This is a genomic window from Paenibacillus xylanivorans (genome assembly GCF_001280595.1).
GTDB lineage: Bacteria > Bacillota > Bacilli > Paenibacillales > Paenibacillaceae > Paenibacillus > Paenibacillus xylanivorans.
The window spans coordinates 122,376-135,810 of the sequence record NZ_LITU01000081.1 but is presented as its reverse complement, the minus strand read 5'-3'; the positions used below and the strand labels follow the sequence as shown (position 1 = coordinate 135,810).

12 protein-coding genes and 1 other RNA gene are annotated in these 13,435 nt (G+C 45.7%); 8 read left to right on the top strand and 5 right to left on the bottom strand.

Annotated elements, in window-relative coordinates; all coding sequences use genetic code 11:
- The 3 genes from ssrS to AMS66_RS26490 form a co-directional block, all read right to left on the bottom strand.
- Positions 1-189, bottom strand: a non-coding RNA gene (gene ssrS, locus AMS66_RS32050) — 6S RNA.
- 51 nt (positions 190-240) lie between these two features.
- A complete protein-coding gene (locus AMS66_RS26495) occupies positions 241-1,077 on the bottom strand; it encodes a YesL family protein (RefSeq protein WP_053783635.1) in 837 nt (278 codons plus the stop codon).
- A 183-nt stretch (positions 1,078-1,260) separates the two neighbouring features.
- Positions 1,261-2,853 (bottom strand): DEAD/DEAH box helicase, encoded by a 1,593-nt coding sequence (locus AMS66_RS26490; protein WP_053783634.1) that lies wholly within the window; start codon positions 2,851-2,853, stop codon positions 1,261-1,263.
- 314 nt (positions 2,854-3,167) lie between these two features.
- Between AMS66_RS26490 and AMS66_RS26485 the strand changes: the two genes are divergently transcribed.
- The 4 genes from AMS66_RS26485 (at position 3,168) to AMS66_RS26470 (ending at position 7,254) form a co-directional block, all read left to right on the top strand.
- Positions 3,168-3,980 carry a YitT family protein gene (locus AMS66_RS26485; protein ID WP_407944578.1) on the top strand — a complete coding sequence of 271 codons (813 nt, stop codon included), beginning with the start codon at positions 3,168-3,170 and terminating at the stop codon, positions 3,978-3,980.
- 175 nt (positions 3,981-4,155) lie between these two features.
- Entirely contained in the window at positions 4,156-4,344 is a 189-nt protein-coding gene (locus AMS66_RS26480; RefSeq protein ID WP_170867818.1) for a hypothetical protein, read from the top strand.
- Positions 4,345-4,501: 157 nt separating this feature from the next.
- Positions 4,502-5,683 carry a putative glycoside hydrolase gene (locus tag AMS66_RS26475; protein ID WP_053783631.1) on the top strand — a complete coding sequence of 394 codons (1,182 nt, stop codon included), beginning with the start codon at positions 4,502-4,504 and terminating at the stop codon, positions 5,681-5,683.
- A 209-nt stretch (positions 5,684-5,892) separates the two neighbouring features.
- The gene (locus tag AMS66_RS26470; RefSeq protein ID WP_053783916.1) at positions 5,893-7,254 is read left to right on the top strand and encodes an MATE family efflux transporter; all 1,362 of its coding nucleotides are present in this window, start codon (positions 5,893-5,895) and stop codon (positions 7,252-7,254) included.
- A gap of 62 nt (positions 7,255-7,316) precedes the next feature.
- Here AMS66_RS26470 and pfkA read toward each other — a convergent pair whose 3' ends face one another.
- Positions 7,317-8,288: a 6-phosphofructokinase gene (gene pfkA / locus AMS66_RS26465; protein ID WP_053783630.1), complete on the bottom strand. Its 972-nt coding sequence runs from the start codon at positions 8,286-8,288 to the stop codon at positions 7,317-7,319.
- A 53-nt stretch (positions 8,289-8,341) separates the two neighbouring features.
- Positions 8,342-9,421: a tetraprenyl-beta-curcumene synthase family protein gene (locus AMS66_RS26460; protein ID WP_175480778.1), complete on the bottom strand. Its 1,080-nt coding sequence runs from the start codon at positions 9,419-9,421 to the stop codon at positions 8,342-8,344.
- Between the two features lie 304 nt (positions 9,422-9,725).
- On the opposite strand from AMS66_RS26460, the gene AMS66_RS26455 reads away from it, so the two are divergent.
- From AMS66_RS26455 to AMS66_RS26440, 4 genes are all read left to right on the top strand, one after another.
- Positions 9,726-10,004 carry a hypothetical protein gene (locus AMS66_RS26455; RefSeq protein ID WP_053783629.1) on the top strand — a complete coding sequence of 93 codons (279 nt, stop codon included), beginning with the start codon at positions 9,726-9,728 and terminating at the stop codon, positions 10,002-10,004.
- Positions 10,005-10,250: 246 nt separating this feature from the next.
- Positions 10,251-10,694 carry a class F sortase gene (locus AMS66_RS26450; protein WP_236703636.1) on the top strand — a complete coding sequence of 148 codons (444 nt, stop codon included), beginning with the start codon at positions 10,251-10,253 and terminating at the stop codon, positions 10,692-10,694.
- A gap of 19 nt (positions 10,695-10,713) precedes the next feature.
- The gene (locus AMS66_RS26445; protein WP_144424615.1) at positions 10,714-11,814 is read left to right on the top strand and encodes an amidase domain-containing protein; all 1,101 of its coding nucleotides are present in this window, start codon (positions 10,714-10,716) and stop codon (positions 11,812-11,814) included.
- A gap of 83 nt (positions 11,815-11,897) precedes the next feature.
- Complete coding sequence (locus AMS66_RS26440; protein WP_053783627.1) at positions 11,898-13,382, top strand: oligosaccharide flippase family protein; 1,485 nt, start codon at positions 11,898-11,900, stop codon at positions 13,380-13,382.
- Positions 13,383-13,435 lie beyond the last annotated feature (53 nt).

The following is a 13,435-nucleotide window of genomic DNA, read 5'->3' as shown; positions in this document are numbered from 1 at the left end:
AAACCCGCCTATGCCGTCCGGCTACATTGTCTTATGAACCTGCTTGGCAGGTGGGTGGCCGCAAAAATGTTTTTTGAAGTCCCCATGTCATATAGACAGGGCGTTTCAGCAACATTCTGTATTGATCTCCCGAAGACATCATCATTGGTTCAAAACAACGAATAACCGAAACGTACATCGCAGGATGTACAATTATTATATCCCTAACTGTGTAAAAAGTAAATGGTGACAGCTCATGTTTTATTTTTGGAGATTATCATGTTTTTCGTCAGATGGCTTAGGCTCAGCTGATTCAGCCGCCTCTATCATCTCAACCGAATCCCCTGCCTGTTCAGCGGCTTGTGCAGCTTCCTCTTCTTCTTTCTTCAGCTGCATCTTCTCCATCTGCTCCTGCATCTTATTAAACGTTGCGTAGAAGTTGAAGAAAGCAAACCAGGCAACAATGCTAATAATGAAAAAGATGAACAAGACCGGATAACGAAAACCGATATAGAACAACAATCCACTTCCCAGCAACGTGGAAAATACACGGAATGGTCTAATCAGCGTCAATAGAACCGCATTTTTGATAATCAATCCGATGGACATGTGGTAATGCACAACCATCGAGAAGAAGTTAAAGAGAGAAACAAACAGCAGCAGCAACAGTACGAGCATAATAATTCCGACCAGCTGCATATTCTTGAATTGTGTCATATATACTGTGTAATCCAGATACATGATGACAAACAGCAAGGTATAGAAGATGCCTCCGATTAAACTCTGTTTGTAGTTCTCTTTGTAACCTACAAAGAAAGTACGGAAGATCGGCACGTCCGTATCACCCATATTCCATTTACGTACGACCGTAAACAAGGCCGATGTCGCCGGGAATAGTGTAAGCGGTGCCACAATGGCTATAGCCCAGTTCATTTGTAGTGATTCATTCGCGAGGTTCTGCTGCATCACGAGCAGTTTCATAATCAAGAAAAACAAGAACGGAGACGAACAAATAGCCCACAACAGATTGGTTGCGGCCAGTCTCGTAATCCACTCTGTAAGTCGGTAGATCCCACCCATAGCTCCTTTAAATTCCAAACAATTCTCCTCCTCCGCAGCCTTGCGTCTAACCTGAAGTCTAATAATATTAATATACCTTATTATAGATAGGAAAAGCCAGTACTTCCCGAAAAGAGATCGACCATACACTGGTTTGGCATATTCTGCACATAAAAAAATGGAGCAGTCGCCCTGCCCCATTTTCCAGTTCAAGCTTATATTTTATTCGAAAGAAGAATCTTTGGCAGGACGACGTCCTTCGTTGTTGCTTGGACGCGGTTTGCGGTCACGGTTGTAACCACCTTCTCTGCTTCCAGTTGCACTACCACTGCTGTTACGATCGCGGTTGTATCCACCACGTCCGCTGCTGCTGCTGCCACTGCTGTTGCGATCACGGTTGTAACCACCGCCACCACCACTGCTGCGGTTGCCGCTGTAACCCGATGGTTTGCGTCCGCCAGAGCGAACATCCGGTTTACGACGTTTTGCACGGATCGGATCTTCAGGAGTCAGATCAACCTGAGCATCTTTTTTGTCACCTGTCAGGAGCTTCAGAGCAGCCGACAACAGTTGAACAGAATCATATTGCTCAAGCATTTGGATCGCGATACCTTTGTATTCGTTCAGTTCGCCAGATTGTACGATTTCGAGCAAACGTTCAGCTGTCAAACGTTGTTTTCCTTCTACAGCCTCAGCCATTGTTGGCAGTGGTTTGCGCGGAATACGGTGACGTGTTACACGCTCGATAAAGTGCAGGTGGTCGATCTCACGCGGAGTAACGAAAGACCATGCAGCACCTTCTTTACCCGCACGACCTGTACGGCCGATACGGTGAACATAGCTCTCCGGATCTTGCGGAAGGTCAAAGTTCACAACGTGAGTTACGCCGGATACGTCAAGTCCACGTGCAGCTACGTCTGTTGCAACGAGTACATCAATGCTGCCGTCACGGAACTTACGCATTACCGCATCACGTTGATTCTGGGACAAGTCACCATGAAGACCGTCTGCAGAATATCCACGTTTTTGCAAAGCTTCAGCCAATTCGTCAACACGACGCTTTGTACGTCCGAATACGATCGCCAGTTCAGGAGATTCCATATCCAACAAACGGCTCAATGCTTCGAATTTTTGACGCTCAGGTACTTCGATATAGGATTGGTCAATCAATGGTGCACTAACATGTTTCGGAATGACAGAAATGTGCTCAGGATTGTTCAAGAATTGTTGAGCCAATTTTTGAATGTTAGGAGGCATTGTTGCTGAGAACAGCATCGTTTGACGCTCGTCCGGTACTTGTTTCAGGATAGATTGAATATCCTCCATGAAACCCATGTCGAGCATTTCATCTGCTTCATCCAATACAACAGTTTGTACATCATCAAGCTTGATTGTTTTGCGGTTGATGTGGTCAAGGAGACGTCCAGGTGTACCAATGATAATTTGTGGTTTTCTTTTCAGTGCACGAATCTGACGAACGATATCTTGTCCGCCATAGATTGGCAGGGAGCGCAGACCTTTGAAGCGAGTAAGTTTTTCGATCTCTTCAGCAACTTGAATTGCAAGTTCACGTGTAGGTGCCATAATGAGGGCGCGGATTTTCTCATCACTTTTGGTGATTTTGCTGATCAACGGAATACCGAATGCAGCTGTTTTACCCGTACCTGTTTGAGCTTGACCAATCAAGTCTCTGCCTTCGAGTGCCAAAGGAATCGCTTGGGATTGGATCGGTGTTGCTTCTTCAAACCCGAGCTCAGTGATGGCTTGCAGCACCAGTGGTTCAAGATTGAAATCTGTGAAATTTAAATTTGTCAAAATTATTCATACTCCTTTTATATAGTGGACATGGTGGACAATCCACTTTGTTGTCTGTATTCTTAAGTAGCGTTAATATTTATAGGTTATCCCATCAGGTCGAATTTATTTTCATAAACCATCATAATTCGTGAATGGGTCCCCAACATAAGACTAAAACTACATACATGCGTTTGAAACATTTCAAATTTTATCGTTCCATTTGGGGAAAAGTTTCCTACTCAAGAATATCCACAAATCATTATATCACAAAACAAATCAAGATTACCAGCAATCTGGTTTTAAATATAAATGAGGTGATTAAATTGCCCAAAATGATTTGGCACTTTTTAGTGATCGTATTGGGTGCTGCAGCTATTGCCTGCGGCTTCAACTGGTTTTTGGTTCCCCATCAGCTTCTTAGCGGCGGGGTATCCGGTATTTCCATGCTTCTCGGCTATTTTACAAATTTGAATCTTAGTATAATGTATTTTGTTCTGAACATCCCTCTGCTCATTGCAGGTTGGTTTATTCTTGGACGACGCTTCATTACATTAAGTATTGTTTCGGTAGCAGCCACTTCATGGTTCATCGGGCTTCTGCCTGTTTTTGCTGTGGCAACAGATCCCCTTCTGAGCTGTGTATTTGGCGGCGTGTTAGTGGGACTGGGTACCGGAGTTTCTTTCCGAGTCGGCGGCTCAACGGGCGGGCTGGACATTGTTGGTTCCATTTTCACCCGTAATCGTGATTTCCCGATTGGTACGGTAATGGCTGGCATGAACGGAGCCATTATTATGCTCGCAGGCTATCTGAATGATAACTGGAACATCGCACTTGCATCCATGGTATCGATCTATATCACAGGCAAAGTACTGGATCTGATTCACATCAGCCATGTCAAAGTCACATTGTACATTATTACCAATGAAACCGAAGCGATGTTGAAAAAATTGCTTGTTCGCCCTCGTGGGGTCACCAAAATCAAGACCCAGGGAGCATATACAGACATCGAAAAGGACATGTTAATGACAGTGACTACTCGCTACGAACTCGTTGAAATCAAACGAATTATCAAGGAAACGGATCCGAACGCCTTTGTTAATATTGTGGAAACGGTTGGAGTTATGGGCTCTTTCCGACGAAGTTGAGACAGATGTACGGTTAACAATTCTAAACATTGTGGTATAATAACGGTGTACGGCTCCTAAATATGTTGTATAGCAGGATGTGCCCTTCAATTTCACAGAACCATGTGCTTTTCCGAATCGCGCCGAATGACTTACCATTTTGGAATTCGAGTAGGGAAGGGTGATTATTGTGGATATGGAAACGGTAAAACTGTTTGAAATCGTCAACAAATGGTGCCCGGAAATGCTCCCTTTCTTAAAACCGAATGAGCTCGACTCACTGATTGTTCTCCGGGATGGGCTGGGCATCCTGGAACAGGGAGACGCAATGGAAATCATTCAGTACAGTATTTGTGAGCATCAAAATGAGATCTACATTCAATAATTTTTTTAATTGATCACGCCGCTTCTTGTGAGGTTACCCTCAACAGGAAGCGGTTTTCATTTTCCCATGTGTTTCATCACTTGAATAATATGGTTAAAAGCCCAGAGGCTTTATTGTATAATTCAAACATGGAATGCACATAGGGGAGTGGAAATGAATGAACATGTTTTGGGCTTTACTGGCTATGGCCTGGGGAACCTTCAGTGGTACACCAGCCACAGCAGATCAAGGGAATCAACCTTTTCAATCATTAACAAACAGTTTCAACACAGCCATCATTCAGTCTCAAAAAGATCAGGTCGTTATTGATGCGGATAACCCGCCTGCAAAAGTTGATCCACAACCCGATGCACCCGTTGTCAAAGGCATCTATGTGACGGCCTACAGCGCTGGTGGTGCACGCATGACATCATTGCTCGATCTGATGGATAACACGGAGCTCAATTCCATGGTCATTGATATCAAGGACGATCTCGGATACATAACTTACCCTACGGAGAACAAGACGTTACAGGAAATGGGCAAATCCCAACCTTTTATCCGCGATATAGATGCGTTGATGAAACGTCTGCAAAAACATGAGGTTTACCCGATCGCACGAGTTGTAGTATTCAAAGATACGATTCTGGCCAAGAAAAATCCGGAGCTCTCTTTCCGCAACAAGGACGGTTCCATATGGGCCAACGGCAAAGGCGACAGCTTCGTTAATCCCTACAGCAAGGAAGTATGGGATTACAATATAGAGATTGCCAAGGAAGCTGCCAAATTGGGGTTTAAGGAAATTCAGTTCGACTATGTTCGTTTCCCGGAAGGCTTTGAAACGCGTGCGGACGCATTGAAATACACCAAATCCGACAAGTCCCGGGTCGACATCGTAGCCGAATTCGTGCAGTATGCACGCAAAGAGCTTGCACCGCTGGGGGTTCGAGTCTCGGTTGATATATTCGGTTACGCTGCCTCTGTACCAGCAGCTGAGGGTATTGGACAGGATTTTGTGAAAATATCTGAAAACGTGGATGTCATCTCGCCGATGGTTTACCCGAGTCACTACTCCACCGGCTGGTACGGTGTGAAAGACCCTGACAAAAATCCATATGCCACCATCAAAGGCTCCATGGAAGATACACATAAGAAACTTGATCCAACCAAGGAGCTTAAACCCGTTATCCGCCCATGGATTCAGGACTTTACAGCAAGCTGGCTAGGCAGTGGACATTACATCAAATACGGCAAAAAACAAGTCGAGGACCAGATTCGGGCGATGAAAGATATGGATGTGGATGAGTACTTACTCTGGAATGCCTCCAACCGTTATACGCCAGACGTAAACTATAAATAATGCACTCTTATTCTTAATCGCTCTTATTCCTATGACCTCGTTCCGTACCATACGGAGCGAGGTTTTTTTACTATGCTCTTACCCTTACCTTCCGCACAATCATGATCCCCTCCCTATTCAAATGGGGCAAAATCCACTACAATAAATAGCTGTCCGTACATGACAGTTTAGTGATAACTCTTTAGAATAGCGAGGCATTGCCAGTGAACATGACCACCACCAGCTTTTCTCAGAAAGTTAAGCAATTCCTGATTATATTTTTGCCCATCTTCACCACACAAATTGCCCTCTCTGCCATGTCGTTTTTCGATACCAATATGTCAGGCAAGTTCTCCCCTGCAGATCTCGCGGGTGTGGCCATTGGTACAAGTCTGTGGTTGCCGGTGCAAACTGGACTGAGTGGTATTCTGATCGGGATCACACCTGTCGTCTCCCACCTGCTCGGTTCGAAGCGGAATGACAAGATTGGTCATAGTGTCGTCCAAGCCTTGTATCTTGGCGTGGCGGTTGGACTCGTCGTTCTTGCAGCAGGTGCGTTGCTGCTTAAACCCATCCTGAATGGAATGCCTTTAGAGCCGCGGGTTGGCCAAGTCGCCTTCTATTTCCTGTGTGCTTTGGCTTTTGGAGTCATCCCACTGTTCGGCTACACAGTGTTGCGCAGCTTTATGGACGCACTCGGTCAGACGCGCATTACCATGATGATTACGCTGGTCTCGCTGCCTGTAAACATCCTCCTGAACTATTTACTTATCTTCGGGCGCTGGGGCTTTCCTCAACTGGGAGGTGTCGGAGCAGGTGTGGCTACAGCAAGTACATATTGGCTCATCTTCCTCATCAGCCTCTTTTTTGTACATCGGATAGAGCCTTTTGCCCAGTATGGCATCTTTCGGCAGATGCCCAAGGTCTCACTGACCAAATGGAAAGAGCTGCTAAAGATTGGTGTTCCCATCGGATTTGCTACTTTTTTTGAAACCTCCATCTTTGCAGCGGTCACATTAATGATGAGCCGGTTCGACACGATCACGATTGCTGCCCATCAGGCGGCCCTGAATTTCGCTTCTACGCTGTATATGTTACCTGTGAGTATATGTATGGCCCTTACGATTCTTGTGGGCTATGAGACGGGTGCAGGGCGTGTGAGAGACGCAAAGCAATACAGTCTCCTGGGTATCGGAGGTGCCATTGGGCTTTCTCTGTTAACAGCTGTGGTATTACTGCTATTTGGGGAACAAATTGCGAGCGTGTACTCGAATGATCACGAGGTTATTGCTTTGACACAGCATTTCCTGATCTACGCCATTTTCTTTCAAATCTCTGATGCCATTGCCACCCCAACGCAGGGAGCACTTCGGGGCTACAAGGACGTGAATCCTGCATTGATCATTACGTTTGTCGCGTATTGGATCATCGGTCTACCTGTCGGCTACATCACGGCTACGTATACTTCACTCGGAGCCTTTGGATACTGGGTTGGACTCATTGCCGGCCTCGCTGTTGGAGCAACGGCGCTTCTCTGGAGATTGTTCCTTGTACAGAAGCAAGCCTCGGTACGTATGTCAGAAAAAAAATAAAGGATATAACAAAGAACACAGCCCTCGCAAGAAGGGACTGTGCTCTTTTGGTTTTGACTGGATTATTGGGACAAACGCTGTGCAAGCTCGTAAGTCACCATATCGAAGTCTTTTTTCGTATTAACAACTTTATCAATATCGGTCAGGGTCAGTTCTCCCTTGATAATACCGCAACCTTTGTCTGTCTCACCTGCGATCAGACTGCGAACAGCGAAATCTCCCAGACGACTGGCAAGGTTACGGTCAAACGGAGTTGGCGTACCTCCACGCTGAATGTGACCCAAAACAGTTACCCGTGGCTCATATGTTGGGCAGCGTTCCATCAGTTCTTTCGCTACATCCTCACCTTTGCCCACGCCTTCAGCAACGATGATGATACTGTGACGTTTACCATGTGCAAAATTGGCTTTCATGCGGTCTGCCACTTCGTCCATGTCAAACGGAACTTCCGGCACAAGAATCGTTTCTGCACCAGATGCGAGTCCTGCGTGTAAAGCGATATCGCCACAGTGACGACCCATAACTTCAACGATGGAAGAACGTTCGTGTGAAGACATGGTATCGCGCAATTTGTTAACTGCATCTACCACTACGCTTACTGCTGTATCGAATCCGATCGTATAATCGGTGAAAGAAACGTCATTATCAATCGTTCCCGGAAGACCCATCGTGTTGATGCCCAGCTTGCTCAGTTTGTTGGCGCCGTTGTATGAACCATCCCCACCAATAACAACCAGGCCGTCAATGCCGCGTGCACGCAGAATGTCTGCGCCTTTTTGCTGACCTTCAGCGGTATAGAATTCCTTGCAGCGTGCCGATTGCAGAACCGTTCCCCCACGCTGGATGATATCCCCTACACTCCGCAAGTCCATTGGGAAAATATCGTTATTCAAAAGACCCTGGTATCCACGTTGAACCCCGTACACTTCGAGACCGTGAAACAGTCCGCTGCGAACAACCGCACGAACAGCCGCGTTCATCCCTTGTGAATCACCACCGCTCGTTAAAACTGCGATTTTCTTTACTGCTGTCATGATGTTTCTTCCTCCTCTAGTTTCACTTCAGGCTCCCACCAAATACGCCTGACTTACATATGCTTACGAATCCAGCGGCTAAAGATAAAGAAAAATACTCTTGTCATCGGACTATTCTTCATCAGACGCTTGGAAACGACGCGAACTTCCTGTTGTTCGCTGACTTTGGGATCAGACAGGTAAATGGCAAGCAGTCCTTCGATAATCATCCGGTGAAACGCACTCCCCGGAATTTTCTGCACATCACTGCGGGCCATCTCCACAATAAAAGCAATTCGGTCCAGCATTGTCTCCACATTCTCATAATAATTGCAGAAGTTGAGATCTCCCCCGATACGATCTTCATCCTGATCGATTAAATAATCGAGCATAATGTGCAATGCGCATACATGAGGAAAATAGGCAGTGTGGATCGAAGCCGCCTGCTCTTCTGTCAGCTGATCATCACTCGCAGCCAGAAACAGCATGAATACGCCCAGCGTAGAGCCGGTAGCGGCGGCAAATTCGTTCCAACGGAACTGAGGTGTGCGGTGGCGATGTTCCGACCACCATTCCAGCAATGCCGTTTCTCTCAGTTCCGGCTTGATGTGCTTATATACCTGCAGGTCCGTGTATAGGCCTGCCAGATCCTGGATTTGAGGCTTGGCGGATGCATAGCCTGGCAGCTGACGGGTCAGCTCCTGACATGAGGTTACTAGATTCCTTAGGTATCCACCGTCATCCTGCTCCTCACGGAGCGCGTAGTAATTGACAGGGGTTGCTTCGGGGTCTACCGCATCAAGCATAGATTGATGGAGAAGCCGAAAGTCATTCGGGTCCATCGATGTACTGCGATCACACAGATTGTCCAAATAATCACTAATAGTCTGATATGAAACGATCAGAGGAATCAGAATGTGCCTGTTCGGCAAATCAGGTAAAGCATAAACGGTCCCGCCTTCACAGTGGAACTGCTTGTCCCTGAGACTGGCCAGTGCCTGATTGCGCAATTCCTCATTCGGAATTTTCTCGGCCTGGGCACGCCATCCATCCAATTCCTTCCGCGTTTCCGGAATGGTGTATTTGTACACCCCTCTCATCAATGCCAACGGTCCACGCGGATATTGATGACGATTTCGATTTGATTGGCTCAAAATAAATGTGCCTCCACTTGGTTGAATACGTATTAGAGCGATTTTTAACCAATCCTATTATAATATGATCCCCTTAATTGTACAAATGATCTCCCTCATAATCACGGCAAAAAATCACATCTATGAACGACTTGTTGCAAAATAACCCTTCCATTCACATCAAACGTCATTCTATTTTACCAAATCAACAATAAACCCCTACGACTTCCATAATCGCTGTAAAAAAATACAATCGATAATCATGTAAGACCCTGGGGATATTAAATTCTGCATTGCAAAATTACCCACTGGGAGGAATTCAAGTATGAATAAAGCAACCATTGTTTCTCTGTCTGCTTGCCTAATGCTGGCTGTATCCGGTGCTTCTGCATCTGCATCCGCTGCAACTGAACCGATGCACAAAATGGAGAAATCCATACACAAAGCAGAGCACAAAGCGGAGCACAAAATGCACATGAAGTCGCATAAAGGCAAAGAACACAAACTGCATCAAGAATCCGTTAACAAAGAGCATAAAATCCATGCAAAAAGCGTTACACCAAAAGCCCTTCCTAAAACAGGATATGGCGGCGTAAGCCAGTAAAAAAAGGAATAAGAGAAAAGAAAACGATTTTTCTTTTCTCTTATTCTTCAATTTATTTATAAGGATGAGGAACGTATGAAAAACAACACTTCATTAGCCGCTATTGTAATTTTCTTAATCATTGCATGCCTTATCTTATCTCCAGCACATAGCATGAAGGACCAGATCGCTTTCCAAACAACCGCTCCTAAAGATCAAACTGGTACTGATCCCGAGATAAAAACAGGGATTCCGCAATCCATAGTCATGAGTAAGCCTGTCCGTTTGTGCATTCCATCGGTGCATTTGAGTACTTCAATCACTCCTATTCATCTGTCAGAGAATGGACAACTGGAAGTACCCAAGTCCAGTGAAATCGCTGGACTATATGTAGATGGAGTTTTGCCTGGAGAAAACGGAAATGCAATTGTTGCCGGTCATGTAGACAACTACACAGGTCCAGCCATATTTTACCCGCTCAAACATCTGAAACCGGGTACTTTTGTTTTTTTATTTGACCAGAACAACCGCTATCTTAAATATGAGATTTTGGAGGTCCAATCCTATTTCACGCAGGAAGCGCCTTTGGATAAAATATTCGGCGACACCGCTGAAAAGCAGTTGAATCTGATCACATGTACAGGAACGTACGATCGCAAAAAAAAGGAGCACAATAAGCGCCTTGTCGTGTATACCCGATTGGTTGAATAACATTCAAGAGGAGATAACCATGCATAAGTGGATAACCGTACTCCTGATTAGCTGTTTGTTTATGACTGTGCCACATTTGAGGCCTGCCGAGGCTTCTTCCACTACGTCACAACTTGAGATCAGTCAAAATCTTGAATCTCTTTTTGCGCAAAGATCGAAATACTTAGCCGGACAAAATAATAATATGGATCGCTATTATGATATACAGTCTCCCTTAAGCCGTCATGCTTACACGATGGAAGTCAATCGTAAAACCTATCTTCATGCATGGACCCAACATCGTAACATGAAGATTACCGATTGCCAGTCCAAAATCCATATCTCCAAAATTCGTGTCAGAGATAATACAGCGACGGTTTCTTTGGGCCATTCGCAGCAAATCACATATGCCTATAAAGACCAATTATCTTCAACCCATTCGTTTGGACTGGGAACCTGGCATGCTGTCACACTGAAAAAAATCAATGATCAATGGATCGTCTGGAAGGAATGGTACCTCGATCCGCTGGAAGAGAATCCTCGACTAATTGCAGCAGGAATGCCTTCTTCACCCCCTCATCGGCCTGCACTAAAGGACGGCAAAAACTACAAACGAAAACAAGCGGTGGCCTATGCAAATAAATACGCGGGGATCGCATGGAGAACAAACGACAAGGTCAAGTATAATTCCAAATATAAAAATTACAATAATCTAGGGGGCGACTGTACCAATTTTGCTTCCCAAGCTCTTGGAGATCAGACGGAAGGCGGCGGGTTACCGATGATGGGAGCATGGAGATACCATTTTCCCAAGGGTGGTACCAAAACATGGGTACAAACGGATGCATTCAAAGATTTCATTCTTTACTCCGGGTATGGGAAAAAAATCGCGACGGAATCCTTTTCGAAGCTAGTCGAAAAAACGGAGGCTCACCCGTACGGTTTGATAGGCGAGCTAGCAGCTGGCGATCTGATCGCTCATGTAATGAATCATGATGTAGACCATTTCTCTATTGTTACCGGATTTGATCAGCGCGGCTATCCCCTCGTCAATTCCCACACCGCCGATCGATTTCAGGCACCGTTTGACTTAGGCTGGGATAACAAAACGACGTATATCCTCATTCATATTCGAGACTGATCGCTTCACAACACACATACTTGCCTCCTTTTGCTCATATAAATGGTGGACAAGAAGTGTTTGTGTTGGATGGAGTGAAATAGATGAACATCCCTCCCGGTCTCAAGCAGACGGGTATCCGTATCGGTGCTGTCTCTCTGGTCAAAGTAATGGGTCTCACTGGACGTATCATCCTCACCCGCATGGCGGGTCCTGAAGGTATAGGATTATTCCAAATCGCTTATTCCTATTTCGGTTTCATGCTTATGCTGATAACAGGCGGGCTTCCTACCTCCTTGGGAATGTACACAGCCAAGCAGCCTGAACTTGGCTGGTTCTGGTTCAAGCGATTGTCCACCTTGCTGTCAATGATTGGTGCAACTCTCTGTTTACTAACACTCGCCTACGCTTCAACCATCTCCACGTGGTTGGGTAATCCTGTTCTGGAGCCGTTTATACGCTCTCTGTCCCTTGCCATATTCGTCGTACCTCTTTTAAGCCTGTTGCGGGGGTACTTACAAGGTCTTGAACATTACAGCGCCATTGCTGTCTCGGAGTTAATAGAGCAAGCTGTTCGTATTGGGCTGATGCTGGGTATGACTTGGCTGTGGCTTCCTCAGGGTGTAATGTATGCGGTCGGGAGAAGTTTGATCGGAACAGCAATGGGCGGAATTGCCGCTTTTGTGATGCTGCTTCTTTTTTTGCGTTATACCGGTCAAAAGAATCAATTACCTCCTTATGTTTCCACAGAGAGATCGGACGGCTTTTGGTTTATTAAGAGCTCCTTGGTTATTTCCTTCACACGGCTACTTATTCCCTTCTCCGATATGTTAGATGCGGTCATTATCCCATTAAGACTGCAAATCGCAGGCTACACCTCCACACAAGCCACTGCAATGTACGGTCTGCTAATGGGTATGGCCATGCTGGTTGTATATATGCCAACTATTGTAACCGCGGCCATATCACATACCCTGACGATGAAGCTCGCTCTCTCCTGGCAGGAGCTTCGTTATGATTATTTTGCAAAGAAAAGCAGGCAAACGATGGAGATCGTCTGGATTTGGGGGATCACCTCCAGCTCCTTTTTGTGGATTTTCAACCGTGACCTGGCACAGCTCTTATTCCATTCCGGACAAACTGCAGAGCTGATTCGTTGGTTAAGCATCATACCCCTGCTTGTTGGACTTCGCGAGGTATCCACCAGTATATTGTGGGCACAGGATAACAAAAAAATCAGTCTGATCGGAACGGCTATCGGTATTACTGCAGCGACCCTCTCCCACTACTTCCTGATTCCTCTAAATGGAGTTCATCTTAAAGGTGGAGTGGCGGGTGTCATACTGATGGAATTTATCATCATGTCTGGAAATCTGATCGGATTAAGAAATTTGCTGAAAGGTGTTCGCATCAGCAGTCTGACTGTACACTTCATGGTCGTGATAGTGATTTCAGCGTTAGTGGTTTGGTTGAGGGAGTGGACCACCCTGCCTGTATACTGGGGAAATTACGCGATTCTTCCAAGCATTTTTCTATTTTTCCTGTTAAATGTGAGCTATCTGTTGATTCACTATCGCCTGAGAAGCTGAAACCGTCCCTTTGGCAAACACATACATAAACCCAGACCGAATGTCTCCTTCTA